Origin of the sequence: Streptomyces inhibens, assembly GCF_022221585.1 — a bacterium.
In the GTDB taxonomy this organism is placed as follows: Bacteria; Actinomycetota; Actinomycetes; order Streptomycetales; family Streptomycetaceae; genus Streptomyces; species Streptomyces inhibens.
Genome location: NZ_CP084681.1, coordinates 1,572,900 through 1,592,779 on the forward strand (window position 1 = coordinate 1,572,900; position 19,880 = coordinate 1,592,779).

General features: G+C 71.9%; 18 protein-coding genes. 10 read left to right on the plus strand and 8 right to left on the minus strand.

Annotated features, from left to right (window positions below; genetic code table 11):
* The first annotated feature begins 570 nt into the window (after positions 1-570).
* The 4 genes from KI385_RS07375 to glpK all read left to right on the plus strand — a co-directional run bounded on the left by KI385_RS07375 (position 571) and on the right by glpK (position 6,302).
* A complete protein-coding gene (locus KI385_RS07375; RefSeq protein WP_238577600.1) occupies positions 571-1,761 on the plus strand; it encodes a lipid-transfer protein in 1,191 nt (396 codons plus the stop codon).
* Between the two features lie 235 nt (positions 1,762-1,996).
* Positions 1,997-3,724, plus strand: coding sequence for a bifunctional diguanylate cyclase/phosphodiesterase (locus KI385_RS07380; RefSeq protein WP_238571407.1), 1,728 nt, complete (start codon positions 1,997-1,999; stop codon positions 3,722-3,724).
* Between the two features lie 221 nt (positions 3,725-3,945).
* Positions 3,946-4,719: an MIP/aquaporin family protein gene (locus KI385_RS07385; protein ID WP_238571408.1), complete on the plus strand. Its 774-nt coding sequence runs from the start codon at positions 3,946-3,948 to the stop codon at positions 4,717-4,719.
* A 53-nt stretch (positions 4,720-4,772) separates the two neighbouring features.
* Complete coding sequence (glpK, locus tag KI385_RS07390; protein WP_238571409.1) at positions 4,773-6,302, plus strand: glycerol kinase GlpK; 1,530 nt, start codon at positions 4,773-4,775, stop codon at positions 6,300-6,302.
* 105 nt (positions 6,303-6,407) lie between these two features.
* Here the strand turns inward: glpK and KI385_RS07395 are convergent, their stop codons facing one another.
* From KI385_RS07395 to KI385_RS07405, 3 genes are all read right to left on the minus strand, one after another.
* On the minus strand, positions 6,408-7,016 hold the full coding sequence (locus KI385_RS07395; RefSeq protein ID WP_238571410.1) for a GTP-binding protein: 609 nt from the start codon (positions 7,014-7,016) through the stop codon (positions 6,408-6,410).
* Between the two features lie 223 nt (positions 7,017-7,239).
* On the minus strand, positions 7,240-7,851 hold the full coding sequence (locus KI385_RS07400) for a TetR/AcrR family transcriptional regulator (RefSeq protein WP_238571411.1): 612 nt from the start codon (positions 7,849-7,851) through the stop codon (positions 7,240-7,242).
* A gap of 61 nt (positions 7,852-7,912) precedes the next feature.
* Positions 7,913-8,782, minus strand: coding sequence for an alpha/beta fold hydrolase (locus KI385_RS07405; protein WP_238571412.1), 870 nt, complete (start codon positions 8,780-8,782; stop codon positions 7,913-7,915).
* Positions 8,783-8,932: 150 nt separating this feature from the next.
* Between KI385_RS07405 and KI385_RS07410 the strand changes: the two genes are divergently transcribed.
* Both KI385_RS07410 and KI385_RS07415 read left to right on the plus strand, forming a co-directional pair.
* Positions 8,933-9,757, plus strand: a complete 825-nt coding sequence (locus KI385_RS07410; protein WP_238571413.1) for a PP2C family protein-serine/threonine phosphatase — start codon at positions 8,933-8,935, stop codon at positions 9,755-9,757.
* A 40-nt stretch (positions 9,758-9,797) separates the two neighbouring features.
* Entirely contained in the window at positions 9,798-10,805 is a 1,008-nt protein-coding gene (locus KI385_RS07415) for an MASE1 domain-containing protein (protein WP_425356882.1), read from the plus strand.
* 15 nt (positions 10,806-10,820) lie between these two features.
* On the opposite strand, the gene KI385_RS07420 is transcribed toward KI385_RS07415, so the two are convergent.
* Genes KI385_RS07420 through KI385_RS07430 form a run of 3 tightly spaced genes read right to left on the minus strand, consistent with a single transcriptional unit; the run spans position 10,821 to position 14,616 of the window.
* Positions 10,821-11,234 carry a DUF742 domain-containing protein gene (locus KI385_RS07420; protein WP_238571415.1) on the minus strand — a complete coding sequence of 138 codons (414 nt, stop codon included), beginning with the start codon at positions 11,232-11,234 and terminating at the stop codon, positions 10,821-10,823.
* A gap of 14 nt (positions 11,235-11,248) precedes the next feature.
* Positions 11,249-11,689 carry a roadblock/LC7 domain-containing protein gene (locus KI385_RS07425; protein ID WP_128509258.1) on the minus strand — a complete coding sequence of 147 codons (441 nt, stop codon included), beginning with the start codon at positions 11,687-11,689 and terminating at the stop codon, positions 11,249-11,251.
* Positions 11,686-14,616 carry a nitrate- and nitrite sensing domain-containing protein gene (locus tag KI385_RS07430; protein WP_238571416.1) on the minus strand — a complete coding sequence of 977 codons (2,931 nt, stop codon included), beginning with the start codon at positions 14,614-14,616 and terminating at the stop codon, positions 11,686-11,688. The genes KI385_RS07425 and KI385_RS07430 overlap by 4 nt, the downstream gene beginning before the upstream one ends.
* Positions 14,617-14,896: 280 nt before the next feature.
* Here KI385_RS07430 and KI385_RS07435 point away from each other — a divergent pair, with 280 nt between their 5' ends.
* Positions 14,897-15,385: a hypothetical protein gene (locus KI385_RS07435; RefSeq protein WP_425357062.1), complete on the plus strand. Its 489-nt coding sequence runs from the start codon at positions 14,897-14,899 to the stop codon at positions 15,383-15,385.
* 47 nt (positions 15,386-15,432) lie between these two features.
* On the opposite strand, the gene KI385_RS07440 is transcribed toward KI385_RS07435, so the two are convergent.
* On the minus strand, positions 15,433-15,861 hold the full coding sequence (locus tag KI385_RS07440; RefSeq protein ID WP_238571417.1) for a MerR family transcriptional regulator: 429 nt from the start codon (positions 15,859-15,861) through the stop codon (positions 15,433-15,435).
* Positions 15,862-15,925: 64 nt separating this feature from the next.
* On the opposite strand from KI385_RS07440, the gene KI385_RS07445 reads away from it, so the two are divergent.
* Entirely contained in the window at positions 15,926-17,146 is a 1,221-nt protein-coding gene (locus KI385_RS07445; protein ID WP_238571418.1) for an MFS transporter, read from the plus strand.
* A gap of 39 nt (positions 17,147-17,185) precedes the next feature.
* Here KI385_RS07445 and KI385_RS07450 read toward each other — a convergent pair whose 3' ends face one another.
* Positions 17,186-17,515, minus strand: a complete 330-nt coding sequence (locus tag KI385_RS07450; protein ID WP_128511281.1) for a bifunctional 3-phenylpropionate/cinnamic acid dioxygenase ferredoxin subunit — start codon at positions 17,513-17,515, stop codon at positions 17,186-17,188.
* 160 nt (positions 17,516-17,675) lie between these two features.
* On the opposite strand from KI385_RS07450, the gene KI385_RS07455 reads away from it, so the two are divergent.
* Together KI385_RS07455 and KI385_RS07460 are read left to right on the plus strand one after the other, a co-directional pair.
* The gene (locus KI385_RS07455) at positions 17,676-18,482 is read left to right on the plus strand and encodes an IclR family transcriptional regulator (protein ID WP_238571419.1); all 807 of its coding nucleotides are present in this window, start codon (positions 17,676-17,678) and stop codon (positions 18,480-18,482) included.
* A 287-nt stretch (positions 18,483-18,769) separates the two neighbouring features.
* Positions 18,770-19,855 carry an S-(hydroxymethyl)mycothiol dehydrogenase gene (locus KI385_RS07460; RefSeq protein ID WP_238571420.1) on the plus strand — a complete coding sequence of 362 codons (1,086 nt, stop codon included), beginning with the start codon at positions 18,770-18,772 and terminating at the stop codon, positions 19,853-19,855.
* Positions 19,856-19,880: the final 25 nt, after the last annotated feature.

Here is a 19,880-nt window from a genome sequence, read left to right on the forward strand (position 1 = left end):
CCCGTCCCCGAAGCGGCACCCACATCACCACATCCGCCCGTCCCCGAAGCGGCACCCACATCACCACATCCGCCCGTCCCCGAAGCGGCACCCACATCACCACATCCGCCCGTCCCCGAAGCGGCACCCACATCACCACACCCGCCCGTCCCCGAAGCGGCACCCACATCACCACATCCGCCCGTCCCCGAAGCGGCACCCACATCACCACATCCGCCCGTCCCCGAAGCGGCACCCACATCACTACACCCGCCCGTCCCCGAAGCGGCACCCACATCACCACATCCACCCGTCCCCGAAGCGGCACCCGCATCACCACATCCGCCCGTCCCCGAAGCGGCACCCGCATCACCACACCCGCCCACCCCCCGAAGGGGGGTGGGCGGCGGGGAAAAAACTAAAGGCGCGGGTGGGCGGCGGGTATACAGGAGCGCAGGGCACGCACCCCCAAGCGCACCGCAAAGCAGTACGAGCGCAGGGCACGGAGGCCCGAGCGCAGACCGAGGCGGTTCGTGGGAAGCGCGGGCAAACACAAGCGCAAGCCGCGATTCCGAGCCCCCAACCCGCCCCCTGACCGGCGATGTGGCCGTGCTCGGTGCCGGTATGCACCCCTGGGGCAAGTGGGGGCGCAGTTTTGTCGAGTACGGGACGAAGGCGGCCAGGGACGCCCTCGTGGACGCCGGGCTCGACTGGCGCGAGGTGCAGAGCGTGGTCGGGGCGGACACGGTGCGCGGGGGCTACCCCGGTTATGTGGCGGGCGCGACCTTCGCGAAGGCGCTGGGCTGGCAGGGCGCCCGGGTGACCAGCGTCTACGCGGCCTGTGCGTCCGGCGCGCAGGCGATCGGCACCGCGCGGGCGCAGATCCTTTCGGGCCTCGCGGAGGTGGCGCTGGTGGTGGGCGCGGACGCCGCGCCCAAGGGCTTCTTCGCCCCGGCGGGCGGCGACCGGCCCGACGACCCTGACTGGTTGCGGTTCCGGCTGCTGGGAGCCACCAACCCGGCGTACTTCGGGCTGTACGCACGCCGCCGGATGACCCTGTACGGCGATACGACGGACGACTTCGCCCAGGTGAAGGTGAAGAACTCGGCGGCGGGCGCGGCCAATCCGTACGCCCGCTACCGCAAGCGGGTCACCGCGCAGGAGGTCGCGGCGTCGGCGGTGGTCTCCGACCCACTGCGGCTGCTGGACATCTGCGCCACCTCCGACGGCGCCGCGGCGCTGGTCCTGACCAGCATGGACTTCGCGCGCCGGCACGGCGTCGCGGACCCGGTCAGGATCCGCGCGGTCTCCACGGCCACCCCGCACTATCCGCGGACCGTACTGGATCTGCCGGACATCGCCACCGACTCGTCGGCCGCCGTACCGGAGCCGGCGACCGGTTTCCGGGCGTCGATCGCGCACACCGCCTACGAGGAGGCCGGGATCGGCCCCGAGGACCTCTCGCTGGCCGAGGTCTACGACCTGTCCACCGCACTGGAGTTGGAGTGGTACGAGGATCTGGGGCTGTGCGGCGCCGGTGAGGGTGCCAAGCTGCTGCGGGAGGGCGCGACGGCGCTGGGCGGGCGGCTGCCGGTGAATACCAGCGGCGGCCTGGCGTCGTTCGGCGAGGCGGTACCGGCGCAGGCCATCGCGCAGGTCTGCGAGCTGACCTGGCAGCTGCGGGGACAGGCGGGCGCGCGGCAAGTAGCCGGTGCCCGGGTGGGGGTGACCGCCAATCAGGGGTTGTTCGGGCATGGATCGGCCGTGGTCGCGGTGCGGTGAGGGGCGGTCGTGCGACGGCCGCTCCCCCGGGACTCCCCTGCGCCGCCGGGCTCACCCGGCCACCGCGGCGCGGCGCACGCCGCCGTACGGCGCCGCCTCCCCTGCGCCCCCGGAGCCCGCCCCTCGAACGTCCTGTGTGCATTGCGGGGGCAGTGATCCATACGCTCCGGAAGGATGCATGAACAGTGCGTTAATCACACCCTGTTCGTCGTGACGGAGGGGCAAGCTACTGCCCGTGCCTGCCTGGACGGACCAGCTTCGATTCGCCTTCCAGCCCGTCGTGAACCTCTCGACCGGTTCGGTCGCGGCGCTGGAGATACTCGCCCGCCCCGAGGACGGCGAGGTCGATGTCCTGGCATCCGCGCGCCGCTGCTCCGAACTGGACGCGGAACTCGCGGCGCTGGCGGTACGGACGGCGGCACATCAGGAGACGCTGCTGCCGCTGCACATCAATGTCTTCGCCACGACCGTCGCCGAACTGCCCCGGCTGACGTCGCTGGGCAAGGCCGTCCACGATGTGGGCCGGCGGCCGTGGGAGATCACTCTCGATCTCGGCGGGCCGTTCACCCATGTCCCGCACGCCGCGCTGCTGGAGTCGGTGGCGGTGCTGCGCGACGAGGGCTACCGGATCTGCGCGGACGGGGTCGGGGACGGTGATCTGCCGCTGCGGCTGCTCGGCGAGCTCGCGCCGGACCTCGTCAAGCTCGATGCGTCGCTGTGTGCGCGGCTGGACACCGACCGGGGACGGCAGGCCGCGGTGGCCGCGGCGCGGCAGCTGTGCGAGCGGGTGGGCGGGCTGCTGGCCATCGAGGGCGTGGAGACCGAGCGGCAGTACGCGGCGGTGCGGGACGCGGGGGTGCAGCTGGCGCAGGGCCACTTGTTCGCACCGCCGGCGCGCCGGCCGGCCACCGATGTGTACTTCCCGGCCGCGCTCCCGCCGGCGGCGAGCGGGCCGGCGGTGCCGCACCGCCCGCCCTCGGGACCGCCGGTCGCCCAGTTCCTGCAGCCCGCCGCACTGCTGCCGATGTCCGCGTCCGCGGGCGCGGTGCGCAGCCATCTCACCGGCTTCCCCGAGGTGTCGGGGGTGCTGCTGGTGGACACCGACGGGGTGCCGGTCCGGGCGATCGACCGGGACCGGTTCCTGCTGTCGCTGTCCGGGCGGTACGGGCATGCGCTGTACGCCGACCGGCCGGCGCTGCGGCTCGCGGACCGGCCGCGGACGGTCGGTGCGGACGCCACCGCCTGGCAGGTCCTCGATGTGATCGCCGAGGGGGACCGGGACCGTACCGGGGACGATGTGGCGGTGGTGGACGAGCGCGGCCGGTGCATGGGCGTGGTGCATCTCGCCGACATCGTGCGGGCGCTGGCCGAGAGCCGGGTGGAGGAGGCGGCCCGGCTCAATCCGCTGACCCGGCTGCCCGGTTCGGACGAGGTCAACGGCGAGGTGGACCGGCGGATCGCCGAGGGCCGGGCGTTCGCGCTGAGCTGGCTGGATGTGGATGGTTTCAAGCAGGTCAACGACGGTGCGGGGTTCGCGGCCGGCGATGAGCTGATCCGTTCGGTGGGGCGGACGCTGGCCCAGGTCGCGGCGGGCGAGCCGGCCAGCCGGGTGGGCCATATCGGCGGCGATGACTTCCTGGTGCTGGCCGAGCCGGACGGCTTGGAGCCGTTCGCCGCGGCGCTGTTGGACGTCGCGTGGCAGGCGGGCGGGCGGCCGGTCACGCTGTCGCTGGCGACGGCGGTCTGTCCGCCCGGGACCGTCACCGGCCACCATGAGGCGGCGGCCGCGCTCGCACCGCTGAAGAAGGCCGCGAAGGGGCTGCCGGGGGCGAGCTGGGTGCTGGGCCGGCCCGGCTCGGAGCTCACCGAGATCCGCCGCGGTACGACGGCCCGGGTGCCCGGCCCGGCCGGCCCCACGTGCACCGCCCCGCCGGGTCAGGGGGGCGTACGGGCCCGGGGGTGACGGGGCGCGGCGGTGCCCGCGGGCAGGTGCGGGGACCCCAACATCCCGTGCTGTGTGCGACCTTGACGCTCCCTCACCTCAGGTGAACACTTCCGGATGCCGGTCGGCATTGCCGCACTCAGGCACCCCGGCCGGGTGGCGGCGGCTGCCCGCTGTCCGCCGTTGGCACGCACCCTGCACGGAGGACCGGGGGACGTCCCCCGGGGAGCCAAGGAGCCGCCATGTATTCCAATGGGCACATCTTCGTCGGTGAAGTGATAGGCACCGCGATACTGATTCTGTTCGGCGCGGGTGTGTGCGCCGCCGTCACCCTGCACCACTCCAAGGCGAAGGCCGCGGGCTGGGTCGCGATCGCGTTCGGCTGGGGCATGGGCGTCCTGGCCGGTGCGTACACCGCGGCACCGCTGTCCGGCGGGCATCTCAACCCCGCGGTGACGGTCGGCTCGGCGGTCGCGGGCGGCACCGAGTGGTCGAAGGTGCCGCTGTACATCCTGGCGCAGATGGTCGGTGCGGCGATCGGCGCCGTACTGGCCTGGGCGCTGTACTACGCGCAGTTCGCGGCCAACGACGGGCGGTCCGGTGTCACTCCGCAGCCGACACTGGGGATCTTCTCCACCGGCCCGGAGATCCGCCGGCCGGTCGCCAACCTCGTCACCGAGATCATCGCGACCGTCGGTCTGGTGCTGCCGCTGCTGTTCTTCGGCGAGAACAAGGGCATCGGTATCGGCCGGGTCCCCGGCGAGCATGCGGGGGTCTACGGCTCGGGGATCAATGTGCTGCTGGTCGCGCTGCTCGTCGTCGGTATCGGGCTCTCGCTGGGCGGTCCCACCGGCTACGCCATCAACCCGGCCCGTGACCTCGGTCCGCGCATCGTGCACGCGCTGCTGCCGATTCCCAACAAGGGGTCCTCCGACTGGAGTTACGCCTGGATCCCGGTGGCCGGGCCGCTGATCGGCGCGGTGCTGGCCGGCCTGGTTCATGCCGCGGCGTTCTGACGCCGGCGGGCCCCGCCGCATCCACTCACCAGGACTTCAGGAGGCGTGACGGCATGACGGAGCACACCGAGAAGTACGTTGCCGCGATCGACCAGGGAACCACGTCGAGTCGCTGCATCATCTTCGACCACGGCGGGGCGATCGTCGCCGTCGACCAGCGTGAGCACCGCCAGATCTTCCCCAAGCCGGGCTGGGTGGAGCACGATGCCACCGAGATCTGGTCGAAGGTGCAGGCCGTGGTGGCGGGTGCGCTCGCCAAGGCGGGGCTGCGCGCGGACCAGCTCAGCGCGCTGGGCATCACCAACCAGCGGGAGACCACGGTCCTGTGGGACCGGGCCACCGGCCGGCCGGTGCACCATGCGATCGTCTGGCAGGACACCCGGACCTCCCAGCTGTGCGCGGAGCTGGGCGGCCCGGACGGCCAGGACCGGTTCCGGGATGCCACCGGGCTGCCGCTGGCCAGCTATTTCTCCGGGCCGAAGGCGGCCTGGCTGCTGGATGAGGTGCCGGGTCTGCGGGCCCGTGCCGAGCGCGGCGAGATCGCGTTCGGCACCATCGACTCCTGGCTGATCTGGAATCTGACCGGCGGCACCGACGGCGGGGTGCATGTCACCGATGTGACGAACGCGGGCCGCACGATGCTGATGAACCTGTCCACCCTGCAGTGGGATCCGGCGATCCTGTCGGCGATGAATCTGCCGGCCGCGATCCTGCCGGAGATCAGATCGTCGGCGGAGGTGTACGGCACGGCCGTCGGGCAGCTGCACGGGGTGCCGGTGGCGTCCGCGCTCGGCGACCAGCAGGCGGCGGTCTTCGGGCAGACCTGCTACGGCGTCGGCGAGGCCAAGAACACCTATGGCACCGGCTCGTTCCTGCTGCTGAACACCGGCAACCGCCCGGTGCCGTCCAAGAACGGGCTGCTGACGACCATGGGTTACCAGCTCGGTGGCGAGGCGCCGGTCTACTGTCTGGAGGGCTCCATCGCCATCACGGGCGCGCTGGTGCAGTGGTTCCGCGATCAGCTCGGCATCATCGCGTCGGCCGACGAGATCGAGCCGCTGGCGGCGAGCGTCCCGGACAACGGCGGGGCGTATGTCGTCCCCGCGTTCTCCGGTCTGTTCGCGCCCTATTGGCGCTCCGACGCGCGTGGGGTGATCACCGGTCTGACCGGCTTTGTCACCAAGGCGCATCTGGCGCGTGCCGTACTGGAGGCGACCAGCTGGCAGACGAGGGAGGTCGTGGACGCCATGTACCAGGACTCGGGCGTACAGATCACCCAGCTCAAGGTCGACGGCGGGATGACCGCCAACAAACTGCTGATGCAGCATCAGGCGGATGTGCTGGGAGTGCCGGTGATCCGCCCGGTGATTTCGGAGACCACCTGTCTGGGAGCGGCCTACGCGGCCGGACTCGCGACCGGCGTCTGGCAGGACCTGGACGAGCTGCGGGCCCACTGGAAGCGGGACACCGAGTGGACGCCGCGGATGGACGGGCAGACCCGGGACCGCGAGTTCGCCAACTGGCGCAGGGCCGTGGAGCGCAGCTTCGGCTGGCTGACGGAGGACGGCTCGGCGGCGTCCTAGGGCCTTTCCGGCCCTGACCCATCGGACAGGCCCTGGCTTCGGTGGTGCGCAGACGTACGGCCCGTACTCCGGACGGCGGAGTACGGGCCGTACTCCCGCGCCCGGTCAGGGCAGTGCGGGCTCCCGTCGGCGGTCGCCGGCCTGCATCGCATGCTCGACGACGGAGATCAGCACATCCCGCGCGGAGTCCTTGTGGCGGGCGTCGCACAGCATCACCGGCACCTGGGGGTCCAGGTCCAGGGCTTCCCGTACGGACTCCGGCGGGTAGCGGTCGGCGCCGTCGAAGCAGTTGACGGCGACGGTGAAGGGCAGACCGCGCCGCTCGAAGTAGTCGATGGCGGCGAAGCTGTCCGCGAGTCGGCGGGTGTCGGCGAGCACCACCGCGCCGAGCGCGCCGAGCGCCAGCTCGTCCCACAGGAACCAGAAGCGGTCCTGGCCCGGGGTGCCGAAGAGATAGAGGACCAGGTGGTCGTTGACGGTGATCCGTCCGAAGTCCATCGCCACGGTGGTGGTGGTCTTGGCCTCCACCCCGTCGAGGTCGTCGACCGGCCGGCCCGCCTCGGTCAGCCGCTCCTCGGTGCGCAGCGGTTTGATCTCGCTGACGGCGCCGACCAGGGTGGTCTTACCCACTCCGAAGCCGCCCGCGACCAGGATCTTGAGCGTCACCGGCTCGACGGCGGCGGACCGGCGGCGTTCGGAACGCCCGAAAGCCATGGGATCTTCTCCTGAATTTGCCGGGTATGCGGGTGGAGCTCACGCTTGTTCCCGAGCCTCGGCGAACGAGGCAGCAGGTGCAAGGGAACGGTACAACGTGCTCGGCACGGCGCCCACTTGAGATGCATCACGCTTGGGAGACGCCCGGGGGCAGAGGTCGCCAACCGTCTCATAAGGGCGGTGAGGGGGGTCCGTTGGTGCGACGGGAAAGCGTCGTGGGCGCTCAGCGCGGGGCGAGGGTGCCGGGCCGGTCGAGCAGTCCCAGCAGGCTCACGAAGCTGGACTCCACGAAGGCGCAGAGCTCTTCCTGGGCGTGGGCCTCCTCCACCGGCCAGGTGGTGACCGCCTCTTCGGCGAACGCCATCCAGGCGCGGGAGGCGAGTTCGAGCCGCGGGGCGTCCGGCATACCGAGCCGCCGCTGACCGTCGCGCACCCGGCGGGCGACCGTCTCGCGGGTTTCGCCGACGATGTCGGTGACCGCGGGGTGGCTGCCCGCGGCGCCCCGTACCAGGGCGAGATACACCTGACGGTGCTCCAGGACGTACGCCACGAAGCCCGCGATGAAGGCCCGCATCCAGGCGACCGGCTCCAGCGAGTCGTCCGGTTGCGTGGCGGCGGTGAAGCGGTCGCACTCGGCGCGGACGACGGCGCGGTAGAAGTGGCGCTTGGAGTCGAAGTAGTGGAAGAGCAGTCCGCGGGAGATGCCGGCCCGGCGGGCGACCTCGTCGGTGGACAGCTCGTCGAGGGAGCGGTCGGCGAGCATCTCCAGACCGATGCCGACCAGCTGCTCCCTGCGCTGGTCGGGGGTGAGGCGGGTGGCTCGCTTGCCGGACATGCCCGCAGTTTACGGCGGCGGGGGCCGGGAGCCGCTCGGTGCGTCCCGGCCCGTCACGGTGTCAGGCGTGCCGGCCGAGGTGGTCGAGGATCTTGGGCGTGACGACGTCGGGGACCTCTTCGGGCAGCCAGTGGCTGGCGCCCTCCAGGGCCTCGAAGCGGTAGGGGCCGTCCACCCACTCCCCCGTCGACTCGGCCGCGACGCGGCCCAGCGCGGTGTCCTCGCTGCCCCACAGGAACAGGGTGGGCACGGTGATCCGGCCCGCAGGCACCGAGATGACCGACTCGGGGGCGCGGTACCAGTTCAGGGTGGCGGTCAGCGCGCCGGGCGCGCAGAGCCTGCGGACGTTGTCGTCGACGAGCGCGCCGGGGACCTTGCCGCCGTATGCGGCGCGCAGCCGGGCGGCGTCGTCGGCGAGCAGGGCGGCCTCCGCGGCGCCGTCGTCGAGGCGGAAGAAGCGGACGTAGTCGAGGCGCCGGTGCTGGGTGAGGTCCTCGGCGACGGCGCGGTTGAGCGCGTCCGGGTGCGGAGTGGCCAGCACGGTCAGGGACTTGAGCCGCTCGGGGTGGGCGCCGGCCAGCGCCCAGGCGACCATGCCGCCCCAGTCGTGCGAGACGAGGTGGAAGCGGCCCGCGCCCTGGGAATCGGCGAAGGCGAGGGCGTCGGCGACGAGTTCGGGGACGGCGTAGTCGGCGATCCGGGGCGGGCGGGCGCGCGGGGAGTAGCCGCGCTGGTCGACGGCGACGGCGCGGTAGCCGGCCGCACCCAGGGCGGTGAGCACGGCGCTCCAGGAGTCGGCGAATTCGGGCCAGCCGTGCAGCAGCAGGGCGAACTCGCCGTCCGCGGGCCCGCAGGCCAGCGCGTCGTAGGTGTGCGGGCCGACCTGGATCTCCAGGTGCTCGAAGGGGGCCGGGGTCGCGTCCGTGGCCATGGCTGCGCTCTCCTCCTGTTGACAGTTGCTCAATAGAAGCGTAACGCGGTATTGAGCATTGCTCAACAACCTCCCGGTCATCGGCGGTAATGTGAGAGTTCAGCGGTGATGCGCCACAACGGAACTGGCCATGCCCGAGCGGAGTGCTGAATGAATCGACGCCGCACCCCCACCGGTCCGCCCTCCGAGGAGCTTCTGCACCTCCTCGGCCAGCTCACCGGCCGGGTCATGGAACGGATCAAGCTCCAGCAGGCACGGGTGGCGCTGGCCGTGGAACTGCAGCGGCACATGCTTCCGCCCGAGCTGCCGGGCCTGCCCGGACTGCAGACCGCGGCCCGTTACGTACCGGCGCAGACGGGTCTGGACATCGGAGGCGACTGGTACGACGCATTCGTGCTGCCGGACGGCTCGCTCGGCTTCGCCATCGGCGACGTCCAGGGCCATGACGTGGAGGCCGCCGCCTTCATGGGCCAGGTCCGCACCGGGCTGCACGCCGTCGCGGGTGCCACCACCGACCCCGGCGAGGTGCTGAGCAGGGCCAACAATCTGCTGCTGTCGATGAGCTCAGATCTCCTGGCGACGTGTACGTTCCTGCGCTTCGATCCGGTCCTCGGCGAGCTGACCGACGCCCGCGCCGGCCATGTGCCGGCGGTCTGGGGCACCGCAGACGGCACGGAGGTGCTCCAGGACCCGGGCGGGCTGCCGCTGGGGGTCTTCCCCGACCAGCACTACCCGGTCACCCGCCGCCGGCTGAGCCAGGTGGGCGCATTCGTGCTGATCACCGACGGGGTGGTGGAAGGACCTACCTACCCGATCGAGAACGGGCTGGCACAGGTGGCGGCCCGGGTCCGCGCGGGGTACGACGGGGACGCCGACGATCTCGCCGCCGAGGTGATCTCGGTCGCCGATCTGACCGGGCACAGCGACGACGCCGCCGTGCTCGTCCTCCGCCATGACGGCGGTCCCTACACCTAGGCGCGCGCCCCCGGCGGGGGCGCGGCGGCGAGTGGAGGCTGTGGTGCACAACGAGTGGCTGAAACGTCATGGCACCACTGCCGTGCAGATCCTCGTCGTCGCCGGCGTCTACTACGGCAGTGCCCAGCTCGGCCTGCTCCAGGAGCTGGTCCGGGGGCAGGTCACTCCGCTGTGGCCGCCGACGGGCATCGCCCTGACAGCGCTGCTCCTGTTCGGCCCGCGGATCTGGCCGGGGATCGCCCTGGGTGCCTTTCTGGTCAATGTTTCACTGGGGCCGTCGCTCCTCGTGGTGCTGGCGATCGTCGCCGGCAACACCCTCGGCCCCGTGCTCTCCTACCGGCTGCTGGAACGGGCGGGGTTCCGTGTGCAGATGGACCGGCTGCGCGACGCCGTCGCGCTGGTGTGCCTCGGCGCGCTGACCGGGATGCTGGTGAGCGCGACCGTCGGCAGCGGCGTCCTGGTGCTCTCCGGAGCGCTGACGACGGGAGACTTCTGGCCGACCTGGGCGGTGTGGTGGACCGGTGATGCGATGGGGGTGCTGGTGATCACGCCGGTGCTGCTGCTCCTCAGCTCGGCCCGATGGCCGCCGGGGGCCCGCGTCCGCCTCTACCGGTGGGCGGAGGCGGTGCTGCTGGCGGGCTGCACGCTCGCCGTCATGCTCCTGGCCGTGAGCAGCTCGGTGAATCTGCTCTTCCTGGTCTCGCCGTGCCTGATCTGGGCCGCGTTCCGCTTCGAGCGGGCCGGGGCCGCACCGTGTGCGCTGCTCGTCTCCACGGTCGCGATCATCGCGGCCGCCGAGCAGTCGGGGCCGTTCGCCCACCATGATCTGTTCACGAACATGGTCACCCTGCAAGCCTTCAACGGGATCACCGCGCTGACGGCGCTGCTGCTCGCCGCGGTCGTCACCGAGCGGCGCAACACCCACCGGGAGATCCAGCGGGTGTGCGCACAACTGGCCGAGGCGGTCTCCCGGCTGGACGCGGACACGGTCGTCGGGCAGTGGCCGCCGCCGCGCAAGAAGAAGCCCGACGACGGCGGCGGCGCCTGAGGGCACCGGGGGCGGTCACAGTGCGCGCAGGCCGTCGATCACCTCGCGCAGCACCTTCTCGTCCGGCAGCTCGGCCGGTGGTACCGGCCTGCTGACATGGACCAGCTCCGCATCCAGCAGATCCCCGATCAGCACCCGTACGACGCCGACCGGCAGATCGAGTTCGGCCGCCAGCTCGGCGACCGACAGCGGCGCCTGCCGGCACAGCTCGACGATGTCCACATGCTCGGGCGACAGCGTCTGGTCGTCGATCGTCTCCTGCGCGCGGCTCTCGGCGACCACTTGCGCGATCAGGTCGAGGCGCCCCTCCGCGGTCGTACGGGTGCGCCCCCGCGTCATGGCGTACGGCCGGACGACCGGGCCCGCGTCGTCGTCGAACCAACGGGCCGCCTCCCGGTCCCGCGCCGCCCGGCCGTCCTGGTCGCTCATGGCGTCACCGTCGTTCAGGTCGAAAGACCGGACCGGGGCGCGGTGCCCAGGTGCGTTCCCACGCGCTTGACCAGCAGCGTCATCTCGTACGCGATCAGCCCGACATCGGAGTCCGCATCGGCCAGTACGGCCAGACAGCTGCCGTCGCCGGCCGCACTGACGAACAGGAACGCGTCGTCCAGCTCGACCATGGTCTGCCGGACGTGCCCCGCGTCGAAGTGCCGGCCGACGCCCTTGGCCAGGCTGTGGAACCCGGAGGCGACCGCGGCCAGATGCTCGCCGTCCTCGCGGGTCAGGTCCTTCGAGGCGCCGGTGGCCAGCCCGTCGCTGGAGAGGACGAGCGCCTTGCGGATCGAGCCGACCCGCTCGACCAGCTCGTCCAGGAGCCAGTTCAGCTCACCGGATCCCTTCTCCGAGATCGATGCGGTGGAAGCTGCTGCCTTCGGTGCGGTCATGGACCGTCCCCTCCCGATGTGGTTCCTGGTGGTGCTGTGGTGCCTGTGTCGTCGCCGTCGTGCGTGGTCGTGTCACGGGCAGCCGGGCCTGTGGTGTCCGCGGCCGCCGGCTGCCCGGCGTCCGTCTTCTCGTCCGGTGGCGTTCCGTTCCCGCCCGGGTCCTCGCCGTTGTCGCGACGGCCGCGCTGCCAGCCGCGCTGGAGCGAAGCCATCCGGGCGCGGACCGCCTCGGCGTCCCGGTCGTCCGCGGGCGGCGCGGGCCGTGGTTCCTCCGCGGGCTGCGCGGCGGCGGCGTCGGCCTTCAGCTGGGGCGCGAGGCTGGCCTGCCGTACCCGGCGGGGCAGTCCCGTGGGCGTGGTGGGCGCGGGCGTGCCCCGGGCCGGGGTGCCGTCGGTGGGCTCCGGCCCGTCCGCCGTGTTCGGGGCGTCCGGGGCGGGGTCCTTCGGCGCGGAGGACGACGGAGTGGAGCCGGGGCTTTCGGGGCCGGATCGCTCGGCGACGGGCCGTTCGAGCTCGGGACGCTCGGGCCCCGGGCGCTCGGTTTCGGGGCGCTCCGTGGTGCCCTTCCCGTCTGCGTCGCGGTCGTCGACCGTCCTGCCGTGGTCGGAGACCAGCACCGGCGGGCGGGGGCGGCGCGGCAGCGGTGCCGGCCCGCCGCGCGGCGACTGGTCCCTGGTCTGCTGATGCTGCTCGCCCTCGGGGACGGGCGGCACCGGTGCGATACCGCGCGGCGCGGCGCCCGGGCCGGCGGGCCTGCCGGCCCGGCCCCTGCGGTCGCGGTCCGGGCTCCGCTCACGGCCCCTGAAGAGACTGTCCTCGTCCTCGACCGGGCCCAGCTCGTCCAGGCCGAGCGGCGCCTCGAGTTCGACCGGGCCGTCGATGACGGCCGGGCTGCTCCGCTCGCGCGCCGGGATCGGCACCGGCACCTGCGAGAGCGCGGCCAACTTGCCCGCGGCGTGCTCCAGTTCGTTGCCGGCCGGCCCGCCACGCAGCTCGCCGGCGCCCGGCTCGTCGTCCTCCCGGCCACCGTCACCGGTGTCGGTCAGGATCGTCCCCGGGATGAAGACCACGGCGGTGGTGCCGCCGTACGGCGAGGGCTGCAGAGAGACCCGTACGTCCTGCCGCTGGGCGAGCCGGCTGACCACGAACAGACCGAGCCGGTCGGTGTCGGACAGCTCGAACTCGGGGGTCTCGGCGAGCCGGAGGTTGGCCTCCAGCAGCAGATCCGGCGTCATGCCCAGGCCGCGGTCGTGGATCTCCAGGGTGTAGCCGTTGGCGACCCGCTCGCCGAGCACCTGGACGGCGGTGTGCGGCGGGGAGAAGACGGTGGCGTTCTCCAGGAGTTCGGCTATCAGGTGTGTGAGGTCCGAGACGGCGGGGCCGTCCACGGCCAGCCTGGGCAGCCGGCGTACCTCGATCCGCTCGTAGTCCTCCACCTCGGCGACCGCCGCGCGCACCACGTCCATCAGCTGGATCGGTTTGCGCCACTGCCGGGAGGGGGCCGCGCCGGAGAGGATGACCAGGCCCTCGGCGTGCCGCCGCATACGGGTGGTCATATGGTCGAGCCGGAAGAGGTCGGCGAGCTCGTCGGTGTCCTCGGTACGCCGCTCCATGGCGTCCAGCAGGGTCAGCTGGCGGTGCAGCAGGACCTGGCTGCGGCGGGCGAGATTGACGAACACCTCGGAGACGCCGCGGCGCATGTCCGCCTGTTTGACGGCGGCCTCGATGGCGGCCCGTTGCAGGGTGTTGAGCGCCTGGCCGACCTGGCCGGTCTCGTCGTGGCCGAATTCGAGCCGGGGTGCCTCGGTCTCCACATCGACCTGTTCGCCGGCCGCGAGCCGGCGCATCACGCTCGGCAGCCGTACGCCGGAGACCTCGTGGGCGGTCTTGCGCAGCCGGGTCAGGTCCCGGACGTGACGGCGGCCGATACGGAAGGAGACGATGATCGACACCAGCAGTGCGACAAAGCCGAGGACGCCGGCGACGGCGGCCTTGAGCAGGATGCGCGTGGCGACCGGGGCGACGCGTTGCTGGTAGCGGTCGCCGGTCTCCTTGCCCATCCGTTGCAGATCGCCGAGGACCTTCTCCGCGGCGGTGTTCCAGCGCTCGGCGTTGACCACGCGCGGTCCGGCCTGTGCACCGGCGGCGATCACCCGGTCCTCGTACGCGGTCAGTTCGCGGGCCTTGGCGGAGCGCCAGTAGTCCTCGTAGAGCCCGCGGTCCTTGGTGGGCAGGACGGGCAGGGTGGTGCCGTAGAGCACCCGGCGTTCGGCGACCCGGTCGGACAGCGCGCGCACGTCGCGCTTGCTCATGCTGCCGGAGGCGAGCACCGCGGACATCAGGGCGTCCTCGCGGGAGACCGCCTCCCGGGCACGCGTGATGTTGACCAGTGCGCGGCCCTGCTTGTCCATCTCCACGTTCTCCAGGGCGTGGAGCGCGGCGAGGAAGTCATAGCTGGGGTCGACCAGGGAGTTGTAGCCCTCCATGGCCTCGTCGCGGGTGACGGTGTTCTCCTCGACCTGGGCGCGCAGCGAGCCGAGCGAGGCCAGGCCCTTGAGGACGCTGTCCATCCGGTCGCCGGTCTCGCCGGTCAAGTCCTCGCGGACGTCGCGGACATCGGCGTCGGCGCGCAGCCGGGCGACGGCCTCGTCGGTGGCCCGGGTCCGCCCGTGGAGTTCGCTGAGCGCAGTGGCGCCGCGCCGGTCGGCGAGGTAGAGCAGGCTCTGCCGGCGCTCGCGCTGGAGGGCCTGGACGACGTCCTCGACCGGATAGCCGAGGTTCTGTACGACGTTGCCGACGTCCAGCAGCTGGTTGGCCTCACGCCCGGTGATATAGGTCATGAACGCCCACATGGACGTCAGGGACACCAGCGGTACGAGCAGCAACGCCACGATCTTCCGGCGGACCGACTTCCCGCGAAAGCGCATGGCCTCCCCTACGTCAACCCCGGCGCACGGGGGTGGTGTTCCGTCAACAAACGGCGTGAGCCTACTACTGTCGGGGGACCAACCCGAAGGCCTCTCATGGCGTTGCGGAAGCCTTGGGGAGGAGCGCCGGGGAGGGATCGTCCTGAGTTGTCCGACGATTCCCGGACAACCCGCCCGCATTCATGGGCTCGGAGACCTCACCGGCATCCTGGGGTGTGCGCAGCCGGTTGGCCGGATTTGCTCTACCCCGGGTAACCCTGCGCCGCCGCGGTGCATGACCATGGGAGGGGACGGGGTGCGACACCAGGGGCGTGTATCCGGCGAAATCCGGGCAGCCACCAAGGAGTCGGACACGCGGGGAGAGTGCGGGGAGTGTGACGCGTTCATGGACACCGACAGGCGGCCGTTGTGGCAGGAGGAGCCGGCGGCCCGGCCCCGGATGGCGGATCCGGTGCGCACGGCCGCGGTGCGCGCGGTCATCATCGTGGCGATCACGCTGACTCAGGCCATGGTGGCGTTCCTGAGCACACTGGCGGGCTCCTGGCTGGCGTTCCCCGCGGTGCTCAGCACGGTCGCCAGCACCGTGGTCGCCACCTGGGCGGTACTGGACGTCTGGGTGACCCGTCAGGTGTGGGTGCAGCGCAACGGGGTGCAGTCGCAGCCGAGCAGCACGGCCCGCGAACTTCGGCGCGAGCGACGCCGGGCACGCCGGCAGGGGCGACGGGAGTCCCGGGACGGCCGCTCGCGGGTGGACCGCGCGGCGGCGTGAGCGACGCAGCGTCGTGCGATCGGGCCCGGGCCGGACGAACTCACCGGCTACGTCGCGCTGTTCGCCGGCACCTCGCGTGAAGGGCCGGGCGACGCTTCGGGGGCGGCGTCCGGGCGGAGTTCGCCGACCACCGCGTCGAGATATTCGGCCACGGCGTCCCTGTTGCGGGTCAGGCACTGGATGCGTTCGGTCATGCGATCGCGTTCGCGGGTCAGCGTGGCGATCATCTCCGGTTTCGCATCGGAGAAATGGATGACCCGGGGCTTGTCCAGGCACGGGAGGATCTGCTTGATGATCCGGGTGGGCAGTCCGGCCTCCAGCAACCCTCTGATCTGCAGGACCCGGTCCACAAGGCGTTCGTCGTACGCGCGGTAGCCGTTCCGGCAGCGGTCCGGGACGATCAGCCCCTGCTCCTCGTAGTAGCGCAGCAGCCGGCGGGGGGTGCCGGTACGCTCCGACAGCTCTCCGATACGCATGTGGTCCACCTCACGCCCAGTCGCTTGACCTTCACATCAATGTGAGGGTTCGAGCATACGGACCATGAGCAACCACACCACACAACTGGCCGGTTCCCCCACCGTATCCGGCGACCGGACGAGACTCCCCCTGGCCGCGCTGCTGGCGCTCGCCACGGCCGTCTTCGTCACCAGCCTGACCGAGACGCTGCCCGCGGGTGTGCTGCCCGCGATGAGTGCCGGCCTCGGGGTCGGCGAGTCCGCGATGGGGCAGTCGGTGACCGTCTACGCGATCGGGACCGCACTCACGGCGATCCCCCTGTCGGCGGCCACCGCAGGGTGGCGGCGCAAGCGCCTGCTGCTGACGGCGATGGCGGGCTTCGCCGTCGCCAACACGGTCACGGCGGTCTCGGTGAACTATCCGCTGACCATGGTCGCCCGTTTCGTCGCCGGGGTGGCCGCGGGCCTGGCCTGGGCGCTGCTGGCCGGATACGCCCGCCGTATGGCGCCCGTTCACCTACAGGGCAAGGCGATCGCGATCGCCATGGCCGGCATTCCGGTGGCGCTGTCGCTGGGCGTACCCGCGGGCACCTTCCTCGGCAGGGCGCTCGGCTGGCAGGCGGCGTTCTGGAGCATGACCGTGCTCACCGTCGCCCTGCTCGCCTGGATCGCCGCTACGGTCCCGGATTTCCCGGGGCAACGGCAGCACGGCCGGGCCCCGATGCTGCGGACCCTGACCGTCCCCGGTGTGGCACCGGTCCTGTTCGTCACCCTGGTCTTCGTGCTGGCCCACACCGTCCTGTACGCGTATATCGCCCCGTTCCTCGACGGCCTCGGCATGGGCGGCTCGACCGACCGCGTCCTGCTGGTCTTCGGCGCCGCCTCCCTGGTGAGCATCTGGCTGGTGGGCGCGCACATCAACCGCCGGCTGCGAGCCCTGACCGTCGCCGCCGGCCTGCTGGTCGCCGGGGCGGCCGCCCTGCTGGCAGTGGCGGCCGGCAGCCCCGCCCTGGTCTATCTCGCGGTGACGCTGTGGGGGCTCGGATGGGGCGGCGCCCCCACTCTCCTGCAGACCGCCGTGGGCGACGCGGGCGGCGAGGTCGCCGACGCCGCGCAAGCCATGCTCGTCACCCTGTGGAACGCGGCCATGGCCGGCGGCGGAGTCATCGGCGGAATCCTCCTCGGCCTCCTCGGTCCCGCTTCCTTCCCCTGGAGCGTTCTTGCGCTTCTGATACCGGTGCTGGTCGTGGTGATCGCCGCTCGCGCACACGGTTTCCCCGCCGAGCGCCCGCACATGACCTCATGAACGACTGCGCGGGGCGGGGCCGGGCGGCGGCCGGGATCGTTACGCCACCGCCTCTTCCCGTACGGCGGGCCGTACATGGATCATCCCGTCCAGGACGCTGACCTCGTGCGTGCGCACCGGCCGGCGGGCCGGCAGGCAGGTCGGTGCGCCGGTGCGCAGGTCGAACAGCGCCGCATGCAGCGGGCATTCGACGAAGCAGCCCTCGACCCAGCCCTCGGAGAGCGAGGCATCCTGATGGCTGCAGGTGTCGTCGACGGCGTAGTAACCGCCCTCGGCATGGAAGACCGCGATGGCCGGCGTGGCGTCGTCGATCTCGATCCGTACGGACTCGCCCTCGGGCAGGTCCTCGATGCGGCAGACGGGAATCATCTGGCCCCCCTCGCGCTGATCGGTATCATGTGTTCTGAATAACGCATCGCAGAGCGCGATGCGCAACAGAATCCAGGCCGGGAAGCGGGCCGTCAAGGGCTTCCCGACAGATGCCTCAGACGTGGCCCTCGGGGGCCACCGGGTGGTGACACAAAGACCCATGTCGAACACGACCGATACGTCAGACGACCGGTCCGAGGAACGGCGCGGCGGGGCGGGATCCGTCCAGTCCGTGGACCGTGCGGTGAGCGTGCTGGAGATCCTGGCCAAGCTGGGCGACGCCGGGGTGACCGAGATTTCCGAGGAGCTGGGCGTCCACAAGTCGACCGCGTTCCGGATCCTGGGCGTGCTGGAGAACCGCGGGCTGGTGGAGCAGGAGAAGGAGCGCGGGAAGTACTACCTGGGCGCCGGGGTGCTGCGGCTGGCCGGCGCCGCGGCGATCCGGCTGGACATCTCGCAGGAGGGCCAGCCGGTGTGCCGGGCGCTCGCCGACGAGACCGGGGAGACCGCCAACATCGCGGTGCTGGACGGCGACGCGGCTGTCAACATCATGCAGGCCAGGGGGGCCGCCGCGGTCACCGCGTACAACTGGCTGGGCCGGCGCACCCCGCTGCACGCCACCGCCAGCGGCAAGGTGCTGCTGGCCCATCTGCCGCAGCAGCGCCGGGAGACCCTGGTCACCCGCAAGCTTCCGCGGTTCACCGAGAACACCCTGACCACGGCGGCCGGTGTGCGCGAGCAGCTGACCGCCGTGCTCCAGGACGGATTCGCCTGTACCAACGAGGAGTTGGAGATCGGGCTGAACGCGGTGGCGGCGCCGGTGCGGGCGCACGACGGTGCGGTGATCGGCGCGATCGGTGTCTCGGGGCCGGCGTACCGGATGGAGCGCCGACTGCTGCCGGAGCTCGCGGAGCGGTCCGCGAAGGCGGCCGCCGAACTCTCCCGCCGGATGGGGTACGCGGGGTGAGGGCCCGTCCTTGCGCCCCGGGCGGAGCAGCTCATGCCCGGGGTACGAGGACGACGCTCGACCCGTAGCGAAAAATCCCCCTTGACGGATCCCTGACGGACTTCCAGCATGTCTCCTATAGCGCAACCCAGCGCACTATAGGCAACACCGAAGACGGGGGTGGAGCGCCCTCCACCCCCGTCTTCGTTCCCCGCGCAGCGCACCACTCCACCCCTCACAGGCATCCGTGCCACCTCCGCGCGCACCCGCCCCTGCCGCCACCGCAGGCGCTGTTTTAGGAGTGAGACATGCCGCACGAAGCCCGCGCCGTCGTCGCCCTCAAGAAGGGCGCGCCCGTCGAGGTGCTGCCGATCCTCGTGCCCGATCCCGGCCCGGGCGAAGTGCTCGTGGCCGTCCAGGCCTGCGGGGTGTGCCACACCGATCTGCACTATCGCGACGGCGCGATCGGCGACGAGTTCCCGTATCTGCTCGGCCATGAGGCGGCCGGTGTCGTCGAGGCGGTCGGTCCCGGCGTCACGGAGCCGGCGCCCGGCGACTACGTGGTGCTCGCCTGGCGGGCGCCCTGCGGGCAGTGCCGCTCCTGCCGCCGCGCCCGCCCCTGGTACTGCTTCAACTCCCGCAACGCGAAACGGCCGATGACCCTGCTGGACGGTACGGAGCTGACCGCGGCCCTGGGCATCGGCGCCTTCACCGAGAAGACCCTGGTCGCCGCGGAGCAGGCGGTGAAGGTCGATCCGTCGGCGCGCCCGGAGGCCGCGGGCCTGATCGGCTGCGGGGTGATGGCCGGGTACGGCGCGGCCGTGCACACCGGCGGTGTAGGCAGCGGGGACACCGTCGCCGTCATCGGCTGCGGCGGCGTCGGCAATGCCGCCATCGCGGGCGCCTCCCGGGCCGGCGCGCGGCGGGTGATCGCCGTCGATCTCGACGACGGCAAGCTGGACGCCGCGGAGCGGTTCGGCGCCACCGACACCGTCAACTCCCGTGGTACGGACCCGGTCGAGGCGGTCCGCGCGCTCACCGGCGGGCACGGCGTCGATGTGGTCATCGACGCGGTGGGCCGCCCGGAGACCTACCGGCAGGCGTTCTATATGCGCGATCTGGCCGGCACGCTGGTCCAGGTCGGTGTGCCCGCCCCGGACATGCGGATCGAGCTGCCGCTGATCGATCTCTTCTCGCGCGGCGGCGCGCTGAAGTCGTCCTGGTACGGCGACTGTCTGCCCAGCCGCGACTTCCCGGTGCTGATCGATCTGTTTCTGAGCGGCAAGCTCGATCTGGAGCGGTTCATCAGCGAGACGATTGTGCTCGACGGCATCGAACCGGCCTTCGCGAAGATGCAGCGCGGGGAGGTCCTGCGGTCGGTCGTGGTGCTGTAACCGCCCGCAGGCCGCCCCGCCGGAG

Coding starts and splice junctions, on each gene's coding strand:
- KI385_RS07395 (WP_238571410.1), bottom strand. CDS start 7,016: ATGGCTTTCGGGCGTTCCGAACGCCGCCGGTCCGCCGCCGTCGAGCCG.
- KI385_RS07460 (WP_238571420.1), top strand. CDS start 18,770: ATGCCGCACGAAGCCCGCGCCGTCGTCGCCCTCAAGAAGGGCGCGCCC.
- KI385_RS07425 (WP_128509258.1), bottom strand. CDS start 11,689: ATGACCGCACCGAAGGCAGCAGCTTCCACCGCATCGATCTCGGAGAAG.
- KI385_RS07420 (WP_238571415.1), bottom strand. CDS start 11,234: ATGAGCGACCAGGACGGCCGGGCGGCGCGGGACCGGGAGGCGGCCCGT.
- KI385_RS07445 (WP_238571418.1), top strand. CDS start 15,926: ATGAGCAACCACACCACACAACTGGCCGGTTCCCCCACCGTATCCGGC.
- KI385_RS07385 (WP_238571408.1), top strand. CDS start 3,946: ATGTATTCCAATGGGCACATCTTCGTCGGTGAAGTGATAGGCACCGCG.
- KI385_RS07455 (WP_238571419.1), top strand. CDS start 17,676: ATGTCGAACACGACCGATACGTCAGACGACCGGTCCGAGGAACGGCGC.
- KI385_RS07405 (WP_238571412.1), bottom strand. CDS start 8,782: ATGGCCACGGACGCGACCCCGGCCCCCTTCGAGCACCTGGAGATCCAG.
- glpK (WP_238571409.1), top strand. CDS start 4,773: ATGACGGAGCACACCGAGAAGTACGTTGCCGCGATCGACCAGGGAACC.
- KI385_RS07430 (WP_238571416.1), bottom strand. CDS start 14,616: ATGCGCTTTCGCGGGAAGTCGGTCCGCCGGAAGATCGTGGCGTTGCTG.
- KI385_RS07400 (WP_238571411.1), bottom strand. CDS start 7,851: ATGTCCGGCAAGCGAGCCACCCGCCTCACCCCCGACCAGCGCAGGGAG.
- KI385_RS07435 (WP_425357062.1), top strand. CDS start 14,897: ATGGGAGGGGACGGGGTGCGACACCAGGGGCGTGTATCCGGCGAAATC.
- KI385_RS07450 (WP_128511281.1), bottom strand. CDS start 17,515: ATGATTCCCGTCTGCCGCATCGAGGACCTGCCCGAGGGCGAGTCCGTA.
- KI385_RS07440 (WP_238571417.1), bottom strand. CDS start 15,861: ATGCGTATCGGAGAGCTGTCGGAGCGTACCGGCACCCCCCGCCGGCTG.
- KI385_RS07410 (WP_238571413.1), top strand. CDS start 8,933: ATGAATCGACGCCGCACCCCCACCGGTCCGCCCTCCGAGGAGCTTCTG.